Annotated in this window: 13 protein-coding genes and 1 tRNA gene; 5 read left to right on the forward strand and 9 right to left on the reverse strand. The window is 36.9% G+C overall.

The window, feature by feature from the left end:
- Positions 1–514: 514 nt before the first annotated feature.
- A tRNA-Pro gene (locus MCQ_RS02275) sits at positions 515–591 on the reverse strand.
- Positions 592–1045: 454 nt separating this feature from the next.
- Here MCQ_RS02275 and MCQ_RS02280 point away from each other — a divergent pair.
- Positions 1046–1423: an iron-sulfur cluster assembly accessory protein gene (locus MCQ_RS02280; RefSeq protein ID WP_006923297.1), complete on the forward strand. Its 378-nt coding sequence runs from the start codon at positions 1046–1048 to the stop codon at positions 1421–1423.
- A gap of 37 nt (positions 1424–1460) precedes the next feature.
- Here the strand turns inward: MCQ_RS02280 and mazG are convergent, their stop codons facing one another.
- The 8 genes from mazG to MCQ_RS02325 form a co-directional block, all read right to left on the reverse strand.
- Entirely contained in the window at positions 1461–2309 is an 849-nt protein-coding gene (gene mazG, locus MCQ_RS02285) for a nucleoside triphosphate pyrophosphohydrolase (RefSeq protein ID WP_006923298.1), read from the reverse strand.
- Between the two features lie 30 nt (positions 2310–2339).
- Positions 2340–3269: a lipid A biosynthesis lauroyl acyltransferase gene (locus MCQ_RS02290; RefSeq protein ID WP_006923299.1), complete on the reverse strand. Its 930-nt coding sequence runs from the start codon at positions 3267–3269 to the stop codon at positions 2340–2342.
- A gap of 6 nt (positions 3270–3275) precedes the next feature.
- Positions 3276–4304, reverse strand: a complete 1029-nt coding sequence (locus MCQ_RS02295; protein ID WP_006923300.1) for a zinc-binding dehydrogenase — start codon at positions 4302–4304, stop codon at positions 3276–3278.
- Positions 4305–4366: 62 nt separating this feature from the next.
- Positions 4367–5641 carry a beta-ketoacyl-ACP synthase gene (locus MCQ_RS02300; protein WP_006923301.1) on the reverse strand — a complete coding sequence of 425 codons (1275 nt, stop codon included), beginning with the start codon at positions 5639–5641 and terminating at the stop codon, positions 4367–4369.
- 14 nt (positions 5642–5655) lie between these two features.
- Entirely contained in the window at positions 5656–6831 is a 1176-nt protein-coding gene (locus MCQ_RS02305; RefSeq protein ID WP_006923303.1) for a beta-ketoacyl-ACP synthase, read from the reverse strand.
- 9 nt (positions 6832–6840) lie between these two features.
- Positions 6841–7125: an acyl carrier protein gene (locus MCQ_RS02310; protein WP_006923304.1), complete on the reverse strand. Its 285-nt coding sequence runs from the start codon at positions 7123–7125 to the stop codon at positions 6841–6843.
- A 188-nt stretch (positions 7126–7313) separates the two neighbouring features.
- Positions 7314–9647, reverse strand: a complete 2334-nt coding sequence (locus MCQ_RS02315) for an NADP-dependent malic enzyme (RefSeq protein WP_006923306.1) — start codon at positions 9645–9647, stop codon at positions 7314–7316.
- A gap of 951 nt (positions 9648–10598) precedes the next feature.
- Positions 10599–15158 carry an apolipoprotein A-IV repeat region-like domain-containing protein gene (locus MCQ_RS02325; RefSeq protein ID WP_006923307.1) on the reverse strand — a complete coding sequence of 1520 codons (4560 nt, stop codon included), beginning with the start codon at positions 15156–15158 and terminating at the stop codon, positions 10599–10601.
- A gap of 726 nt (positions 15159–15884) precedes the next feature.
- Here MCQ_RS02325 and hfq point away from each other — a divergent pair.
- The 4 genes from hfq (at position 15885) to MCQ_RS02345 (ending at position 20661) form a co-directional block, all read left to right on the forward strand.
- Positions 15885–16124, forward strand: a complete 240-nt coding sequence (gene hfq / locus MCQ_RS02330) for an RNA chaperone Hfq (RefSeq protein WP_006923309.1) — start codon at positions 15885–15887, stop codon at positions 16122–16124.
- A 54-nt stretch (positions 16125–16178) separates the two neighbouring features.
- Positions 16179–17522 (forward strand): GTPase HflX, encoded by a 1344-nt coding sequence (gene hflX / locus MCQ_RS02335; RefSeq protein ID WP_006923311.1) that lies wholly within the window; start codon positions 16179–16181, stop codon positions 17520–17522.
- Between the two features lie 145 nt (positions 17523–17667).
- Entirely contained in the window at positions 17668–19434 is a 1767-nt protein-coding gene (locus MCQ_RS02340) for a hypothetical protein (RefSeq protein WP_181461075.1), read from the forward strand.
- Positions 19435–19575: 141 nt separating this feature from the next.
- Positions 19576–20661: a COX15/CtaA family protein gene (locus tag MCQ_RS02345; RefSeq protein ID WP_006923313.1), complete on the forward strand. Its 1086-nt coding sequence runs from the start codon at positions 19576–19578 to the stop codon at positions 20659–20661.
- Positions 20662–20663 lie beyond the last annotated feature (2 nt).

Genomic DNA, 20663 nt, shown 5'->3' on the forward strand with positions numbered 1-20663 from the left:
ACTGCTTGCACAATTAAAGGGGAAGTTTGTTTTGTCTCTCAATGATGTGCCAGAGATCCGAACAACCTTTAGCCAATTTAAACGAAAAGAGGTGACTACATCTTATACATGTGGTTCAAAGTATCCGATTCCGGCGAAGGAGCTGATCATCTCAAATTGCGATTTTTAGAAGAAGAGAAAAATGATTCATAAAAGGGGCTTTAAATGACCTTTGAAAGGTCTTTGAAGACCCTTTGAGAACCCTTTGAAAAGGAGGTAGTTTTTACAAAATATGATACAAATTATACAAAATTTTGCGGTGCTCTGCACTCATGTCTTACACATTATTAGTTATCAAATCATGTGATTGTGGTAAAAAAACTGATCATCATAAATTGTGATTTTTAGCAAAGGAAAATAAGACTCATGAAAGCGGATATAAATAAACCTTAAACTCTTTGAAAAAAAATAGATTGGTACAAAACCTAGTGGCAAGCTACATTTCTATAGGCAGGTTACAACTATTTTGAACAGATGGTCGGAGCGGCGGGATTCGAACCCACGACCCCTTGACCCCCAGTCAAGTGCGCTACCAGGCTGCGCTACGCTCCGAACCGTGCAAAACGACTAAACGACTGTTTCTTTAAAGGCAAGAGAAAAATAAGCAGGAAAAAATCTAAAATGCTCTAGGTTATTAAAAAAGAGCTTACGAGAATAAAAATAAAATTTTGCACTTTAATATTTTTGTTTATCTATCAAAACCTGTCCAAAAGGTGAACAGTTTTACAAGTGTAGTAACTGATATGCGGTATTGAAGGACCTTTTCTCTGTTTTTGATTGTTGTAGGATAGGCATTTCACATGAAAAATAAAAACAGAAAAAATAGAAATTCTGGATTGTACAGTCACAAATCTAAATTGTTCTATATTAGTTTTTTATCCTGATAAGAAAAGATCAAAACATTTCAATTTATATCTTGTTGTTTTTTTTCTAATATACCAGATAAGTAAAGTATCATAGAGGAAAGAATTTCTAGATGTTTGTTTGAGCAATAAAAGAGTAAATGATGAGTCGTTTTTCAGTGATAAATTTGACGGAAGCAGCAGTAGAGCGTGTTAAAGCGATTATGGATGAAAAAGAGGCGCATGGTATTCTTATTGGTATCAAGAAAGGCGGCTGCGCAGGGATGGAATATACAATCACTCTTGTAAAAGAAGAGATTCGAGATACAGATGTTGTTGAAGTTAACGGTGCTCGTGTTTTTATAGCACGCGATGCAGTATTATTTTTATTAGGAACACAGGTGGATTATGAAGTGACAACACTTCGTTCCGGTTTTATATTCAAAAATCCTAACCAAATTTCAGCATGTGGTTGCGGTGAATCGGTTGAACTTCGTCCTGCCTCCCAAAATCAGCTAAATGAAACATTGGAAGCCAATTGAGTTTAATGAGATTATGTTTTGTGAGCAAAGAATTATCTTAATTTTTTTTGGTAAAAACTCTGGTATTTTTTTCATCTTTAGCTTTATGCCAAAGAGATTCCATTTCATTCAAGGATGCATCAGCTAATGTTTTAGATTGATAGGAGAGATTTTCTTCAATATAGGTAAAGCGATCTCGGAATTTTGTGTTTGTTTTTTTTAATGCTTTTTGTGAATCAATATTCAAGTAACGTGCGAGATGAAGCAGAATAAAATAAAGATCGCCGAATTTTTCTTCTATATCTGATGTTTTGTTATTTTTGATTGCACTTTTGAGAGCATTAAGTTCTTCTTCGATTTTTGGAAAAATTTTATGGTGTTCATGCCAATCAAACCCCATTTTAGCAGCAGCTTTTTGTAAAGCGAGAGCTTCCTGGTCTGCTGGCTGGATTTTTTTCACTTTTGCGAGAATGCTTGTTATGGAATTGTTTGATAAGCTTACTTCTTCACACTCTTTTTTTTGTTCAGCTTGTTCTATTTTTTTAATACGTTCCCATTCTTCTGCTACAAAACCACGTTTTTTTTGCTCTGCAGTTCCAAAAACGTGAGGATGGCGACGAATCATTTTTGCGGTAATCGCGTAAACAACATCCTCAAAAGAAAAGCTACTTTCTTCTTGCGCAATTGTAGCATGGTAGACTATTTGTAAAAGAAGATCACCGAGTTCATCGCAAAGATCCATTGAGTTTTTCCGCTCAATGGCATCAATGACCTCATAAACTTCTTCGAGCATATAGGGTATCAGGGATTCAAATGTTTGTTTTATATTCCATATACAACCGCTATCGCGATTTCGTAATGCTGCAACAATTGCGATAAGGTCATTAATATCTTTTGATGCGAACACTGATACCTCTTCTATAAATGATATGGATAATTAGCCATCCCAGCGTCTATGTAACCACATCCATTGTCCTGGATATTCACGGACCCAGTTTTCAACAATATCATTTAATTTCTGGGTAGAAGCAGCTATATCAATTTCATTGTTTTCATCAAGTGGAAGTTTTACACGGTCATATAGCTCTAAACGATGGCGTCCTCTAGGTAGACGGATACAGCGTGCTGGATAAATATCACAATCATATTGGCGAGCAAGTTTTATAATTAAGGGATTAGTTTTAAGTGGTCTGTCAAAAAATGTTCCCACAATACCTCGGCGAAATTTTTGATCAATGAGCATGCCAACATTTTTACCTTCTGCTAACTTAGCTGCTAATGCCCAAGCTGCACCAGCTTTGGAAGGAACGAGATGCCCCATGGAAGTTTGCCGTGCTTTAAGAACTCGTTTTGCAATATAGGGGTTATTGGGTGGTCTAAATAACACTGTAACATGAAGATCAAAACTTTGTGCGCATATGGGGAGAAGTTCAAAGTTTCCGGTATGCGCTGTAAAGAAAATATGCGGTTTTTTTTCATTTTTTAAGCGCTCGAATATTTCAGCACCTTTAACCTCAATAAGACCTGGCTGGTTTGCATGAGGATCAAAATCAAAAATTTTATCAAGAAAAATATATTCGGCTATAAAGCGTCCTATATTTTCCCACATTTCTATTGCAATGGAATGAAGTTCTTGTTCTGTTTTTTCTGGATATGCAGCTCTAAGGTTTGCAAGTGCAATTTGATGACGAAAGAAAAGGGGACCAAATGTTTTAGCTAACCAGGAAAAAAAAGAAAATCCAATGTTGGTGGGGAAATATTTTAGAATACATAAAGAGCCAATGAGCAAATGTGCGTACAAAAAATCAAATGATTTTTTAACTATAATTTTAATACGATAAATAAGTTTTTTAATATAAAGCTTCATTATAATTTAATCGATTTTGAGAATAATTTTACCAAAAACATCACGGCTTTCCATTCGTTTTAAAGCTGTATCAATTTCATCAAATTTAACAATGGTATCAATGACAGGATGTACAATTCCTTGTTCCATTTTTTGCATGGCATTTTGCATATTTTCTATACGACAGCCAAATGAACCAAATATTTTGAGCTGTTGTTGAAACAATTGCATAAGATTCAGTGGTGCTGAAACACCAGAAGTAGAACCACAAGTTACCAAGCGTGCCCCTTGTTTCATACATAAAAGAGAACCGCTCCAAGTATCGGCACCTACATGCTCAAAAACAACGTCAACGCCTTTTTTTTGGGTTAATTTGCGCACAACACCTTCAAAACGATCTTTACGGTAATTAATAACGTGATCCGCTCCAAGAGATTGCGCCTTTGCAATTTTGTCATCTGATCCTACGGTTGTAATAACTGTACATCCCATATGTTTTGCGAGTTGAATGGCTGCTGAACCGATACCAGAACCACCCGCTTGTATCAGAATTGTTTCTCCTACTTGTAGTTTTGCGTTATCGAAAAGCATATGTTCTACAGTACCAAAAGTAATTGGAGCGACGGCTGCTTGTAGTTCATTGCATTTCGGAGGGGCTGGAACCAATAGACGTGCTGGCAGATTAACAAGTTCACAAGCAAATCCATCAAGATGAAAACCGTATACGCCTTTTACCTGACTGCAGAGATTATCATGTCCTTCACAGCAAGCTTTGCATATTCCGCAGGTTTGAGCACCATAAATTGAGACAATCTGCCCAAGTTGTAAATTTTTAACATCACTCCCTAGTTGAATAATCTTACCAGAAGCTTCTGCACCAATTACGAGTGGCATTTTTCTTTTAGCAAAAGCCATACCACGCCATCCCCATACATCAATATGATTAAGAGCAACGGCTTTTATACGCACAGTTACTTCATCGGGGCTAGGTGGTGGTGGCGGGGCAATATTGGTAATTTCAAGCCGGCGCTCATCAAACAGTTGCAGTGCACGCATTATCATCCCCCTTAAAATATATGTTCTCAGACTAAGTATAACGAAGTTTGATCATAAAAGGATTATCCTTTATATGCTGTAATAACAAGGCTAGTATTTTGGCCGCCGAAGCCAAATGAGTTTGACAGAACCGCATTGACACAAGCTTTACGGCTATAATTAGGAACAACGTCTAAAGGGATAGCAGGGTCAGGATCATCGTAATTGATTGTAGGGGGAATTATTCCCGATTGAATAGTTAAAAGTGAGAAGATAGCTTCTATTGCACCTGCTGCAGTTAATGTGTGTCCAATCATTGATTTATTAGAAGAGACTGGAATATGTTCTAAAAGGTCGCCGAAAACTGTTGATAATGCGAGATACTCCATCTTTTCATTTTCTGGTGTTGAGGTTCCATGTGCATTAATATAGTCAATTTCATTGATGGTTATTTTTGCATCATCTAAGGCTTTGCGAACTGATTCAATTGCTGGTGATGCATCGGGCTTTGAACGCGTACGATGAAAATCATCTGCTGTTTCTCCACAGCCAGCCAAAATTCCTAAAATTGTTGCATTACGATCTAATGCGCTTTTAAGAGATTCAAGGACAAGAGCACCTGATCCTTCTGCCATAACAAAACCATCTCGGTCACGGCTAAATGGTTTTGCTGCTTTTTCTGCAGGATCATTTTGGGTTGAGAGAGCGGATAATAATGAAAAGCGAATAAGGGATTCTGCTGAAACTGAACCATCTGTAGCAATCGTAAGCACACGATTTGTTTCTCCTCGCCGAATAGATTCCACACCTAATTGAATCGCTGTTGCACCAGATGCACAGGCGGTAGAGAGTGTAACAGGAAGTCCTTTTGTTCCAAATTTTCTTTGAAGCTTTTCTGCAATTGCACCAAATTGTGTAGCTTCAAATAGGACCTTATGGTTTTTATGACTGCAAACTTCAAGAAGATGAGCATAAGAAGGTTCACTATTGAATGCTTCCTCTTGATCAAGGGCAAAACGTGCTGTCCATTCAAGCTCAACAGGAGGAGCCGCTAAAAAGAGTGGGCCATCAAAATTTGTTTTGTCAAGAGCTGCTTGCTCTAAAGCTTCCTCTGCTGCTAGATACGCGAGTTTTTCAGAGAGAGCTGAAGCACCAAGCCTACTTTCGTTAAGAAAATCGACCGTTCCAGCAATACATGTATTTAATCCCTCAACGGGAAAGCGAGTTATTTTATGGATGCCACTAACGCCATTTGTTAATTTTTGCCAATTTTCGTGTTTGCCTTGCCCCAGTGATGTTACAACTCCTGTTCCGGTTATTGCTACAAGTGGGCGTCCAAAATGGTCGTTATATTTCACTATAGAAATCCTCCTCAAGCAGCAGTTAAGCGTACTATACCTTCAGCTCTTTGTATACCAATGGTTGTAACAAATGCTTCACATACTTCTTTATGAAAAGGTTTTTCATGAGCACTTAACGCTGGAAAACTGCGCCTTTTTTTTACAGCAAGGGCAGCAAGCGCAAGTGCTAAAGGAAATTGCGCTTCTCGCATATAACCAAATAATGTTGTAATACCACGGTAAAACATATCGGCATCATTTAGAGCACTTTGTTCTGCTTGTGTCACTTCATGAAAGCCTGATGCAGCTGAAATAGCTAAGGCGGATCTAGCATCTATTGTTTTCAACATTGTCGCAATTGATTTTTTAAGCGGAATTTTTGTTCTGTTTATTTGATCTGTTATAATTTGGCTAATTTCAGCATAAACACGTGCATTGCGTTTTTTTGCGTGTTCTCCGCTTTCGAGGACTAGGAAAATACCACCTGAACCAGTTATGACACCACCGCCAAGACAATTTTTACGTTCCCATACTGGTTTCCATCCACTGCGTGTTAAGAGACCTCCAAGTTCATGTGCCAACAACATATCATAGCTTTGTGCATTATAGGAGCCTCCTATCAATGCATGTGTACTCTGCCCTGATCGAATACGAGCTGTGGCACTTTGAAGTGCAGCAAGTCCAGATCCTTCTTCTCCCATGAAGGTACGGGAAGATCCAGTTACTTTATGAACAATTGAAATATTTCCAGCCAAGAGATTTGAAAGTTGTGCTAAAAACAAAGTGGGGCGAAGTTCAGATGAAAGAGCTGAATTTAACATGGAATCATGATCAGCTATCGTGCGTGCTTTAGAAAGAATTTGTGTATCAACAATAATATCACGCTCTCCTCCACCTGCTGCAACAATCATATCCATTGTCGAAGTTAATTGTTCATTATTTTTCATACCTGCATCATCAAGAGCAAGACCCGCGGCGTAGGTACCAAGACGCTGCCACGTTCCCATTTGCCGTTGATCACTTCGTTTTGGAATTTGCAAATTCCAGTCAACTTCGGCTAATCTATGGACAGTGTAGGGTGAAAAAGTTGTACAATCGAGGTTTGGTGTGACTGTCGGATCATTTAAAAAATCCCAATGACGCTCAACCCCTTCAGCCAGAGAGCTTACGAGTCCTATACCCGTGATAAATACTGCTTGATCATGCATGGTAAAAAATTAACCAGCCTGTTTTAAGGCAACGAGTTCATCAATTTTTGCACAAAGATTTTTAAGAACAAAATATTCTTCAGTTGCAACTGTACCTTCATTGACTTCTTGGGTCCATTGTTCTAGCGGAATTTTAATTCCAAAAGCTTTGTCAATAGCAAAAACAATATCAAGAAAATCAAGACTATCGATTCCTAAATCATCGATTGTATGGCTTTCAGATGTGATTATGTTGCGATCAATTTCGCTGATTTCTGCGATAATATCAGCAACTGTATCGAATGTAGAGGACAATGTATAATTCCTTGTTATAGGGTTAGTAAAAAAATTAAAATACACTTAATACTATTTTTTAGCCTTTTTTTCTTTTAAAAAAAAGCTAAATTCAGAATATAGCTATCCTTTAAATATAGCAAAAGAGTTTGCAGTGTATGAAATACTATATTGTAAACTTTAAAAAACTTTGAAATTTTATTGTGAGTTTACTTATTTTCATTTGTCTTATTACGGAATTGTTTTCTATTTGCAGCAAGCACTGCAAGAGCTGTCATATTGACAACTCCCCGCGAAGTTACCGAAGGCGTTAGTATATGTACAGGACGTGAAGCTCCGATTAAAATAGGACCTACATGAAGTGCATTAGTGAGATTTTTCACGATGTTGAGTGTAATATTAGCTGCATCAAGCGTTGGAAAGACAAGTAGATTAGCTTCACCTTTTAAACGTGAATCCGGAAAAACACGATCACGAAAAATTTTAGACAGTGCGGCATCACCGTGCATTTCCCCATCAGCTTCTAAATTGGGGTATAATTCGGCAAGAATTTCAGTTGCGCGGCGCATTTTCTGCGCACTTTCTGTGTTTTTGGAGCCAAAGTTTGAGTGTGACAATAATGCTGCTTTTGGTGTTATACCAAATGCTTCAATTTCTTGAGCTGCTAGCACCGTCATTTCTGCTATTTCTTCTGCAGAAGGATCTTCATTGACGTAAGTATCCGTTAGAAAAAGTGTACGACGTGGAGAGATAAGCAAACTAACACAAGAAAAATGACTAACATTGGGATCAAGTCCAATAATTTGTTCAATCAATTCAAGATTACGCTCAAAACGCCCTTCTAAGCCGCAAATCATTGCATCAGCTTCTTCACGCATTACTGCTAGGGCAGCAATAGTCGTTGTTGATGTTCTCACGATTGTTTTTGCGACTTCGGGTGAGACACCACGCCTTCCTGTGTAACGAAGAAATAAGTTAACGTAATCACGAAAACGTGGATCATCTTCTGGATTTGTAAGCTCAAAATCTATACCGGGACGAATTCTTAAACCGAAGCGTTTTAATCTTGCCTCCACTACATGTGGACGGCCAATGAGGAGTGGTATTGCAGTTTGCTCTTCAAGAACAATTTGTGCTGCACGAAGCACGCGTTCGTCTTCACCATTAGCATAAATCACGCGTTTACGTTTGGCTGTTTTTGCTGCTGCAAAAACAGGTTTCATTGTTAAGCCAGAACGAAATACAAATCGATTAAGGATATCATGATAGGCTTCCATATCCTCAATCGGCCGAAGTGCAACACCAGTTTCCATCGCTGCCTTAGCAACAGCAGGAGCTATACGTAGTATTAAGCGTGGATCAAAGGGAGAGGGGATCAGATAGTCTGGCCCAAAACTAGGGGGAGTTTTTGAATATGCACGTGCTGCAATATCTGAAGATTCTTCACGGGCGAGGGCAGAAATAGCATAAACTGCTGCTATTTTCATTTCTTCATTGATTGCAGTGGCACCTACATCTAAAGCACCACGGAAGATATAAGGGAAACAAAGGACATTATTAACCTGATTGGGGTAATCTGAGCGACCTGTGCAGATCATAGCATCTGGTCGTATGGAGCGTGCTTCTTCTGGCATAATTTCTGGCGTTGGATTAGCGAGTGCTAAAATTAATGGATTTGAAGCCATTTTTTTAAGATATTCCGGTTTCAAAACACCACCCGCTGAAACACCTAGAAAAATATCCGCATTATCAATAATCTCAGATAAAGTTCGCGCATCAGTTTTTTGTGCATAATTACTTTTCCAACGGTCCATAAGTGTTTTACGACCTTCATAAACAACACCTTCTAAGTCGCTAAGCCAAATGTTTTCAACTTTCGCTCCAAGACGGACTAAAAGATTAAGACAAGCGAGGGCTGCGGCACCTGCGCCCGAGGTAACTATTTTTGCATTTTCAATTTTTTTTCCTGCAAGATTTAATGCGTTTAATACGGCCGCAGAAACAATAATGGCAGTTCCATGCTGGTCATCATGGAAAACTGGAATATTCATTTCAGAACGAAGTTTTTCTTCAATTTCAAAGCATTCAGGAGCTTTAATATCTTCAAGATTAATGCCACCAAATGTAGGTTCTAAGGCAGATACAGTTTTGATCATTTGCTCAATATTGGGCGCATCAAGTTCAATATCAAAAACATCAATATTGGCAAATTTTTTGAATAAAACGGCTTTTCCTTCCATAACCGGCTTGGAAGCGAGTGGACCAATGTTTCCTAATCCAAGAACAGCAGTTCCATTTGATATAACGGCGACTAAATTAGAACGAGAAGTATATTGGGCAGCAAGATTGGGGTCTTTATGAATTGCAAGACATGGAGCAGCAACACCTGGAGAATAAGCAAGAGCTAGATCACGTTGATTATCGAGAGGTGTTGTCGCTTGGATTTCTAATTTTCCAGGCTTTGGATGCTGGTGATAAAAAAGTGCAGCACTGTCAAGTTCAGTTTTTTGTGAACTGAAATTACTCTTTTCTTCTGTAGACATTTTTGCGATATCCAAGTTAGTGTACATGTCTTATAGTGTTTTCATCTACGATGAGATTTTATCCATTGAGGTCATAGCTTCTTTGAATACAAAAACGCATAGACATAAGCAAATTCTTCTGATTATCATCAAATGAGTTTGATGGTTTTTTTTGCTTGCGCTAGTTAATAAGTCTATTGACATTGGCACTATTATTTTTCTTTCTTCAGCAAAAACTTGCAGAAATCGATCAGTTTACAAAAAACAGATAAAAATATTACTGACCAATACATTAAGCAAGCAGTTATTTCTTTTGCAATGCGCGGGAGAAAGGATATGAGAAGAACAGAAGGTTTCATTATTTAAATTAACATGATTTTCATAAGCATATGCCTTATTTACTGTTTTATAAGTTGAATGTAGGACTTACAAACCAATATCTGCGAATTTTAAGGTATTCGTATACTTTTTAAAAGAGGCTGGCAAGCTGAATAATAGAAATAATGTTGTTTATTATTGAATAGAGTTAAAAGTTAACTTCTTTTGGGCTGGAGTTGTGTTCAATTTTGTAAAATACGCTAATAAAACGAAATTTGATACTGATGAAATAAGCTATGACCAATATGTGTATTTCAATGAATGAAGGTTTAAATGAGAAATCTGTGAGTAGACATTTTATACATCAAACTAGTTTTTTATAGCCTGTAATATATGCAAAGTGAAGCAGAAAAGGGGGACTGGTGATAGAAAGTGATATTCATCCTATCGAAGTGTGTGCTGTTTGGTGATTGATTATGCTATTTTAAATATGACTATTGCTTAAAATAGCATAGAAAACCAAATGCTAACTGCTTATAACCTTTAATGCGCAATGCTAGATTTGTAAAAAACGCATTATATGGATGATAAGCGATGAAAAAAACAGGAGAAAGAAAAGTGGGAAAAACGCTCTTTTCCCACTTTTCTTTTTCTCTATTGGATGCGGTCACTTGCATGAGCAAGCAGAGTGTAAACTTTTCCAGTATCTGATATCAGATATTTTCGAACTGATTTGGAAGAACCAGAACTGCGAGATATATCGCGTAATAGTTTTTCAAAATCTGTGATATACTGATTAACTGAATTTTTAAAATTAACATCGCTCATATACTTTTTCTTGACTGTTTCAAATATCGCTTTCCCATTTAAAGTATAAAGACGTTCTATCACGATGTTTTTTTGTCCACGCCGGTAATTATCCCATAGCTCAACGATAGCATTATGGTTAATGGCTCGTACTATACCAGCTGCTAATGAATTAAGCGATTCATTTACAGGACGCGGTTTTGTTTGTACTGGTGCAAAAACAGTATCATCAGGCATCTTCTCATACAAAGTCTCTTCGCGTGAAGCTCTTTCTAAGAGACTTGATACCCATTTATTTTGCCTTTTTTTACTTTGGTCTTGTTGCAAAATAGGTTTAGGCGGCACTATCTTCTTGATGATTTCAGGAGAGATATTATCACTTCTGTTAAGTGGTGTTGATGTAGGAATTGCTGATATTAATTTGTCGTTTGCATTACTTTGATTGTTTTTTTGTATAACACTTACCAAATCCTTTAATGCTGTAATTTGTTCATTCAGAGCAGAGCGGATTGTTTGCGTTGTTTCTTTTGTCTTTTCTGGCAACTTGTGAACGTTTTCATTAATATCATTATTAATTTTTGAAAGTTCTAAGCGAATTTCATGAGCTGAGCGACGTATATCTTCTGCTGCTCCTGAAAAACGTGAGGATGCTTCATTAATAAGTTGGTTAAGTGATTGTTGGAGTGAGTGTGTGGAATTACGTGCATTTTCATCAGTGCGTTCAAATGCTAAACTGAGAACATTTTCATAATGTTCGATCAGTTTATTGATTTCATTAGACTTTGAAACAAGAGCATTGCTTAATGCAGAGAGCGTGTTGTGTTTTTCCTCAAGTGTTGCACTGAGTGAATTTTCAGACTGTTCGAGAACGTGAATGGTTTGAGAGAGCGTTTTAGCATGTTCACCAAAACTGTTTGTTATCTGACTAATTCTTTCAAATGTGTTTTGTGAGAGTCCTTGTAAAGCCTCCACATTATTATTGAGCACTTGATTTGAGGCGGATAAATGTTCTGCCACTTGCTGGGTGTTGCGGAAAAAATTATTCGCAGTTTCACTAAACTGACCATCAATATTTTGAACTGCTGATAATAAAACATTACTGTTTTCGTGGAAGCTATAAATTGATTGATTCAATTGCGTAATGATGGATGAAACATTATTGACGAGATCCTCCTTCATAGCAGTTACAGTTTGAAGTGTTTCAGAGTTGGTTTGTGTCAAGCTCTTCACTAAAGATTCATTTTGTGCATAAATTCTTTGTTCAGCGTCTTGTGTTGAGAGAGAAAGCTGTTCACTGATATGCTGTGTTAAATTACCAATTGAATCGGTTGTATTCTGCGCAGCTTGATTTAAATAATTTGTCAATTCTGTGAGTTTTCCAACGTGTCCTGAAATTTGAGTAGCTGTCTGACTTCTTGCTTCTTCCAAACGATTGCTTACGTCAGAAAGTTGATCTCCTAGATTATTTTTAAGATTCTGCATAGAATGGTGAAGAACATTGCAGCGTTCACTGAGTACTTCTTCAATCGCTGTCGCTGAAGTGTGGATTGTTTGATTTAACAATGTTTGTGCATTATGGCTTGCTGTGGTGAAGGCTTCCACAGTATGAGCTGTCTTCTCAGACAGAACGGAAAGAACTTTTTCACTTGTCTCATAAACTGTTTTTTTAACGTTTGATACAAGACGATTGCCAGACTCCGAGAGAATATTCTCTGCTTTTTCAGCAACATTAGCAACAGATGAAATTATCTGTTCACCCGTAGAAGAAAATACATCAGAGGCTTTTATAATTTTATCATGCAAGTTGCCTGTAACTGTATTAACGGAATCCTCTAATGTGAGACGTATATTATCGACGCTTGTTTCTAATGCTTGTTGAATTGCTTGGCTTTGTTCATTATTAAGGATGATAGATGTTTGTAATATATCAGAGCGTTCTCCGAAAGCAGATGTTTGTGTCTCGATAGTTTCACATACTTGATCAATTTTTTCGGATAATGTTTCTTCTAGCGTGGCGGCACGTTCAAAAATTTTGCGTGCACGAACTTCTAGGTTTGTATCAAACGACTCCATGTGTGTTTCAAGAGCTTCAAAGAATTTACCGTTAGATTGAGAAAGAGTATTTTTTAGAATTTCAGTATGGCCTTCGAGGTTTTTTATATGACCTTGAACAGTTTCAGTAATGTTCTTGTTATTGGTAACAATTGCGTTCTCAACTAAATCTATCTGTTGTTTTAACGCGACATCAACACGTATATCGCTTTTTGCGATGAGATTATGGATTGTTTCCATCCGTTGTTCGAGTGTGCGTGCCTGATCTGCAAGAACTTCGTTAAGAGAAAAACTATTAATAGCCAAAGAGTCACGCAAAGCATCAGCACGTATATCAATATTCCTAGCTTGTGCTTCTAAAGCATCTTTAGTTGTATTGCAGCTTTGTGTAATAACTTCTTGTAGCCTTTCGGTGCACTGCGCTATATTTTCCATATGGGTTTCAGCATGCTGATCAATGATTTGAACATTATTCTTCAAAACCTTTTCAATACTTGAAGCATTTTGAGCTAAGACATCAATCTGATTTTTTAATGTATCAGCGATTTTATTCTTTTCGCTGTCGAGCATATCTGCCATCATATCTCTTTGATCGGAAAGTTGTAATTTGAAATCCTGCGAGCGTTCTCGTATGATATCGACAATTGCGTTATCAACATTTTTAATCTCTTCTCTCAGCGTTTCTTTGCTTTTGTCAATTGCAGAAAGAATATTATCGTGTCCGCTTGTGAAAGCGTTAGTAATATCAGTTGTTCTTTCTTTGAGACTTGCATTGATTTGCGAGGCGTGTGATTCTAAAAATTCACCAAGCTTTTCAGCATTATCTTCTAGAGTTTGAGTGCGAGCAATGAAGGATTCGATTATAGAATCACTGTGTTCTTTAAGAGAGAGATCAACAGTTGCTAAACGATTTTCAAAGGCTTCAATTGCTTCTGAAGTTACATTATCAAATTTAGAAGAGAGTTTATATGCCTGCTCATCGAGCTGCATGATTTTCTCATCAAAATTCTGTAAAGATTGATTATTGCGATCAACAATAACTTCATCTAGTGTTCTCAATTTTTCATCAATATTGTGCAGAGTCTGATCTGTTGCTGCTTGTATATGCGTTGCAATTTTAGCGATATGCATTTCAGCTTTAGAAGCTGCTTCATTAAAGGTTTTCTCTATTTGTTTTTCATTATTATCAAAACGTTCTGAGAAACCATCAAAATTTTTCCCTAATTCATGGAAAAACTCTGTGTTTTTTTGCTGAATCTGTGTCGTGGTTTCGTTAAACTTTTCAGCAAGCTGACTTGTTACGCCGTCGCCAGCACAGGAAAGTTTTGCAACAAGCTCTTCCCCTTGTTTTTGTAACGTCTGGGAAAGAGTTTGCGCAAGCTTTTCAACATTGGTTACAATTTTAGAGGTAACCAAACCAAATTCATCACTCAGTTGTTCCTGTGTTCCTTTAATTGTTGACTGTACGCGATCAGCATGATTCAAAATGGCTATGCGTTCATTGCTTAATTCTTTGATTAACGTATGAATGCGCGATTCGTTTTCAGCATAGGCTTGTTCTAGATTATGAACCTCACCTTGTATAATAGCTTCAAGCTCAACAGCACGTCCAAGGGTACGTTCAATTCCCTCGTTCATTGCTGCTACTTCATCACGAATGGTCTGTCCTATAGCAACAGCTTGTTTTTCAGATATATGCGGTTCGCTGAGACGCTGTGCAGCATTTGTCATAAGAACGGCAATATTGTGCAATTCATTTGAACGTTTTGTGAGTTGAGCAAACCCCCAAGACATAAGGATAGGAATTATTGTTCCAGTTGCTACAGCCAATCCAGTTGGAGATGTAAAAAAGGTAATAATATTTGTTAAGGAACCAAGCCCGGCAGGAGCCAGTTTATGAGCAATAAAAGCACCTCCTGCTGCCCATAGAGCACTAAGAGCTGTTGTACACAAATAGATTCGAGATACAGAGCTCTGCTTTAATGTTTGAAAATTTAAAGGAGTTGTTAGATCATCATTAGCGGGGAGAGGTTGTGCAGACAACAATGTTTTGTTTACAGTTCCACCCGAAAGCTCACGTGTAGGTTTGGGGGCAAAAAGCTGTTCAACAACGGATTCATCGACAACAGTGTTATCATGAATATTCGGTACGAGAATTGAAGCGCCATTTTCAGCGAAAATCTCTTCTTCTGCCATTGCAATTTTTTGAATCAAATCATCTACATTCACGACATTTTCGAAATTATTGGATGATATCGTTTCAATTCTGGCATCATCAAAGTTGAAGTTCATAGCTTTTGTGAGGGCTTCTTCAACTCCAACTTCAAATGTTTGTAATTTGGTCCTGCGTGCCATACTCTCCTCGTACTCTTACAGATGGAAAAGGGATACGTCCTCCTCTAGATAATTCCAGTATACTAACCGTTAATTATTTAGAAAGGAATATGTTCGGGGCAAAATTTTGAAAACTTATCAAGATAAAGTTAATGCAGCTTCTTTATTGTATTTTAAAATGATATAAAATACAATAAAAACAAATTATTATTGGATTATACCCAGAATAAAAATATTGTTTACAACTCTAGCTTATAGATAGCATTATGAGACTGCTGTATTTGAAATAAGAGCAATTTGATAACAGTTATGCACAGTGTTTTTAAGAGATCTGTGGTGTGCCAATGCGTTTATGTATGTGCAGCTTGTTATCTTCTTATTGCTGACACAGTGATTAATGATGCTATTGCCATACCTAAGATTTTGAATGAGAGAAATTGGCCATTGTAATCTCTTAAAAATGCATATGGTTCGAAATATATCATATCTGTATTTTTTGCGGTTCAAAATATAAATATATTGGGCACAAAGTGAAAGGAAAGCTTTATACAAGTAATTCACAAAAAGTAATGGTGAAAAAGTTTTCATATTTTGTGACTGGTTTTTAATTGCTATAGAGTACTTTTTCTCAATATTTTAAGTTATCTTTTGCTAAATTTTAAAGCTCCTACGTTGACAATTTGATATTTTTCAGTCGATATGCATGCACGAATATTTTATGCAATTCGAAATGAAGGTGTAATAATAATGGCAGAACGATCACAACACCTGCAAGATGTATTTTTAAATACTGTGCGCAAGCAAAAAATTTCTCTTACAATTTTTCTTGTAAATGGCGTTAAACTCACAGGTATTGTAACCTCATTTGATAATTTTTGTGTCCTTTTACGTCGTGATGGACATGCGCAATTGGTTTATAAGCATGCTATTTCTACAATTATGCCGGGACAACCTGTACAGATGTTTGAAGGTGAAGGCTCTGAATAAACAGGCTATTTTGCTATAGATCTCTTATCCCATTTTAAAAGTACTTAAACTGCTATGATAAATGAAAATGAGAGATTTGGAAGATTTTTTTCACAGGTTGTAGAACAGGTGCGCGCACTTGTTTTGGTACCGGTTTTTCAAGAAAACAAAAGTGAGAGCGCTTCATGTGCATGCTCAGTTTCTTCTCGGCTCAAAGAGGCGCTTGGGTTGGCGCGTGCTATAAGGTTGGACGTTGTTTACTATGAAACGGTTAATATTGCTATGTTGCGTCCTGCGACTTTCTTTGGAAAGGGTAAGGTAGATGCACTTGCCCATTATATAAGTGAATATCATATTGCGCTTGCAATTGTAGATCATTTTTTAACACCAGTACAGCAGCGTAATTTAGAAAAAATATGGAATTGCAAAGTTATCGATAGAACGGCTTTGATTCTTGAAATTTTTGGAGATCGCGCGCGGACAAAGGAAGGGGTCTTACAAGTTGAATTGGCGCATTTGTCTTATCAAAAAAGTAGGCTTGTACGTAGCTGGACGCATTTGGAAAGGCAACGTGGTGGCCGTGGTTTTTTAGGTGGACCTGGTGAAACTCAGATTGAAGCGGATAGACGTCTTCTGCAAGAAAAAATTATTCGTATTCGTCGTGAATTGGAAACGGTTGTTAAGACACGTGCTCTTCATAGAGCGAAAAGAAAAAAAACATCTCATCCTGTTGTTGCTTTGGTTGGATATACCAATACAGGAAAATCAACTCTTTTTAACCGATTAAGTGGTGCAGATGTCTTAGCAAAGGATATGTTGTTTGCAACGCTTGATCCAACTTTACGCAAAGTTGTTCTTCCCCATGGGAAAACTGTTCTTTTATCTGATACTGTAGGTTTTATCTCTAACCTACCAACAAATTTGATTGCGGCTTTTAGGGCAACCCTTGAAGAAGTGGTTGAAGCTGATCTCATTCTTCATGTGAAAGATATGTCAGATCTTGATCATCGTGCGCATGCCCAAGATGTTTTAGAAGTGCTTTCAAGTCTTGGTATCAATATTGATGATACAGAGCATATCATAGAAGTTTGGAATAAGATTGATATATTGGATGAGCATGCAATGAATGTTTTGCAAACAAGTGCAAAGACACGATTAAATCCTGCAATTATGGTATCAGCGCTTATGAGCGATGGGTTAGATCAGTTATTAACAACAATTGAAAAGCGGATTTTTGGTGAAATGCAAAATATTGAATGTCTTTTAAGACCTCATGAAATGTCACTTATCGATTGGTTTTATGAAAATTCTGGTGAAATAATACAGGAAGGACATGATGATGGTTCTGTTACCATTAGAGCAGTGCTTACTTGTGAAGCAAAAAAACGATTAGATCATATCAAAAAAAATATGCATTAAAGTTTTTTTTTTGAAATATTTCTCAACATTTTTTCTTAAATTTTACGTTTTTCTTAGCTCAAAATAATATGAATTCAAATTAAGAGGATAGTTACTACTTTCTCTTAATAAAAAAATATGAATTATTTTGCTGGTTGAAATAAAGATGAATTTAAAGTGCGATAGGAAACTGTTGGTACATACAGTAATGCGAAACGTTTTGGTTGTTTTGTTGTTAGGAGTACTATGTGCATTTTTAATTTGCATGTATTATTTTATTCAGCCGCGAATCTACCGAGCAACCTTAACATTTTCGTTAGTTGATTCTGTCGGAAAGTCTTTGCCTGTCGATAAACAAAATAATGTTATTGCTTTTTTATTTTCACAGCCCTTTATTTTAAATGATGCAAGCTTTCAGAATTTTTCTCCAGAGAGTCCTTACAAAAAAGGTTTTTATGAAAGTATTCGTCTGTCCCGCAATGGTGATTTTATTAATCTTGCTTTTGAAGCAGAAACACTTGAAGCTGCTCAACATGGATTGGAAACCTGGTTTTCAGCATTTTCAAAAGCGATCATAACACAGAAACAAAAATTATCGTTAGAAGAGCAGCAAACTGATCAACAATATGATAATGCTGCAGTGCTAAATATAGTACAGGGATTTCGCTCATCTGTCGATTCTTTTATTCATCATGATGTAAAACAAAATGAGTTCAATGATCTTTCAGTACAATTAACGGAAGCAACTTTAAAGCGTATTCATTTAACGAGTTTGAATTCAACCATTAAGATGATGCGTGCAAATGGACAATCCTTACTGTCTTTATCATTTATTGCAAGTAATTCAACGGTTGCTGCATTAGAGTCCAAGCGTGATCTTTTGGAAACACAAAGGGCGCATATGGTTACACAATTAGGTTGGACACACCCTCAAATTAAGGCAATGACTGCAGAATTAGAGGTACTTTCTCATCAATTAGAAAATAAAATTTTGCAGATTGCTGATCAAATTCATTCAGATGAGGTTATTGCAAGGAACTTTGAAGAACAACTCAAAAAAAAGATTAGCCTTTTTGTAACAGATCAATCCCAATCATTGAATCAAATGTTTAACGAGCTAGAAAACAAAATAAGAGCAGTAGTAGATGCGCAAAATAAAAAGATGAGCGAGGATACCCCTCTCTTACAAAATACAAGGCTTCATGTGGTTGTACCAACAAAATTAGCGCCAATTTCTTTTATGGCGCTGTACGGAAAAAATATTATTGTTAGTGTATTTGCGAGCTTAGTCACTCTTTTGGGAGGAATTTTATTATTTCATCAAGTTTTTGGAACAAAAAAAGATCAACCGGAAGAAAATGGTTTGAAAAGTAATAAGAGCATTTTAGTCTCTAAGAGAATAAAAAATCTTGAGGCTTGTATTACAATAGAGAGATTATCTAATTTTTTGAAAGGTCGCACTTCAACCGTTGTTTCAATCATTGGGCCAGAAGCTGCTCGAACAGCAGCAAAACTCTCTCTTCATCTCATAAAAGAGTGCAAAACAATTCTGTTGGTGGATATTTCTGGCCAACAAATAGAGAAAATAATTGGCCCACATCGGGGTTTAAGCGATGTTTTGACAGGCAATGCACAATTACAGGATGTTATTTATCGTGATTATGACACGGGAGTTGATATTCTTCCTCAAGGATTAACAAGTGCTGTTGGTGCACAAGATTTTTCAAATAATATCCCTAATGTATTACAGGAATTTAAAAAAGATTATGATTTTATTATTTTAGAAATGGCGAGTGAACCTCAATATGGCGTTGAGCAATTTGCAGAGCTAACAGACTATTACGTCTGTAATATTGTTCTTAACCGACAAGATTGGATGATGCAAATGGTAAGCAAGTTTCCGAAGACTATTTACCGTGTGGTTGCATCATAATGAATATAAATGTCATAAAATAGGGATATTCATCAAGTGTTATAGCTATACGCTTGTCTTGTGCTTTAAAGTTGCAGTACATACTAGAATAGCTAAGATCTAATGTTTAAATTTTGAAATGCATTGTGGTTGGAAAGAGACGTGGGGCAATCAGAGATGGCAGTAAAGAGCAAGAGTATTTTGACATCATTGCAGAAAAAAAATCGAAAACAAATTCAAGTATGGCTTTATTCTATTCTATTGCTTTGTTTGGCAATTGTTTTAGTGGGGGGCGCCACTCGCTTGACAGGATCAGGATTATCAATAACGGAATGGAAACCAATTCACGGTGTAATTCCACCGATTGGGGTGGAGCAATGGCAGGAAGAATTTTCGAAATATCAACAGATAGCACAATATAAACTGCTTAATCACGATATGACATTAAGTGCATTTAAGGTAATTTTCTGGTGGGAATGGGCGCATCGCATCCTTGGGCGTCTTGTTGGGCTTGTAGCTTTGTTTGGGTTAATTTGGTTTTGGATAACCAAACGTATTGAAAAAAACATTTTGCTTCAGCTCACCATTGTGCCAATTCTTATTGCTGTCCAAGGGGCTATTGGTTGGTGGATGGTGGCTTCAGGTATTGGCCAAAGTACTCTAACAAGCGTGAGCCAATACCGTTTGGCATTTCATCTTATAACAGCATGTTTTGTTATTATTTTTGTTACTTATTTATCTCGAGGACTTACAGAATATTCAGAAAAACCAGCGAACCAAAAGGTTCAATATTTTGCCGGTTGGCTTGTTATTCTGATTTTGCTTGAGATTTATTTTGGTGCTTTGGTTGCAGGGCTTCATGCTGGGAAAGTTTATAATACATGGCCACTTATGGATGGCCAAATCATACCTGATGGATTGCTGCTGCATAATCCCGTTTGGCTTAATCTATTTGAAAATCCTTTGATGGTACAATTCATTCATCGTTTTTTTGCTTATTTTTTGTTTGTTACAGCGGTTATTCATGCTTTGTATGTACAAAAGAAAGTTCCACACTCAACACATTCTCGTCGTGCATTTTTTATGTGTATTATGATTGCTGTTCAGGCACTCTTGGGTATTGTTACGTTGTTACATGAAGTTCCAATAAGTTTGGGGCTTATTCATCAAAGTATTGCGTTAGCAATATTATGTTTTTCAGTTGCACATTGGCGAGCAACAAAAGGAGCGTATCGTACTGTTGAATAATT

It is taken from the genome of Candidatus Bartonella washoeensis Sb944nv (assembly GCF_000278135.1).
Taxonomy (GTDB): Bacteria; Pseudomonadota; Alphaproteobacteria; order Rhizobiales; family Rhizobiaceae; genus Bartonella; species Bartonella washoeensis.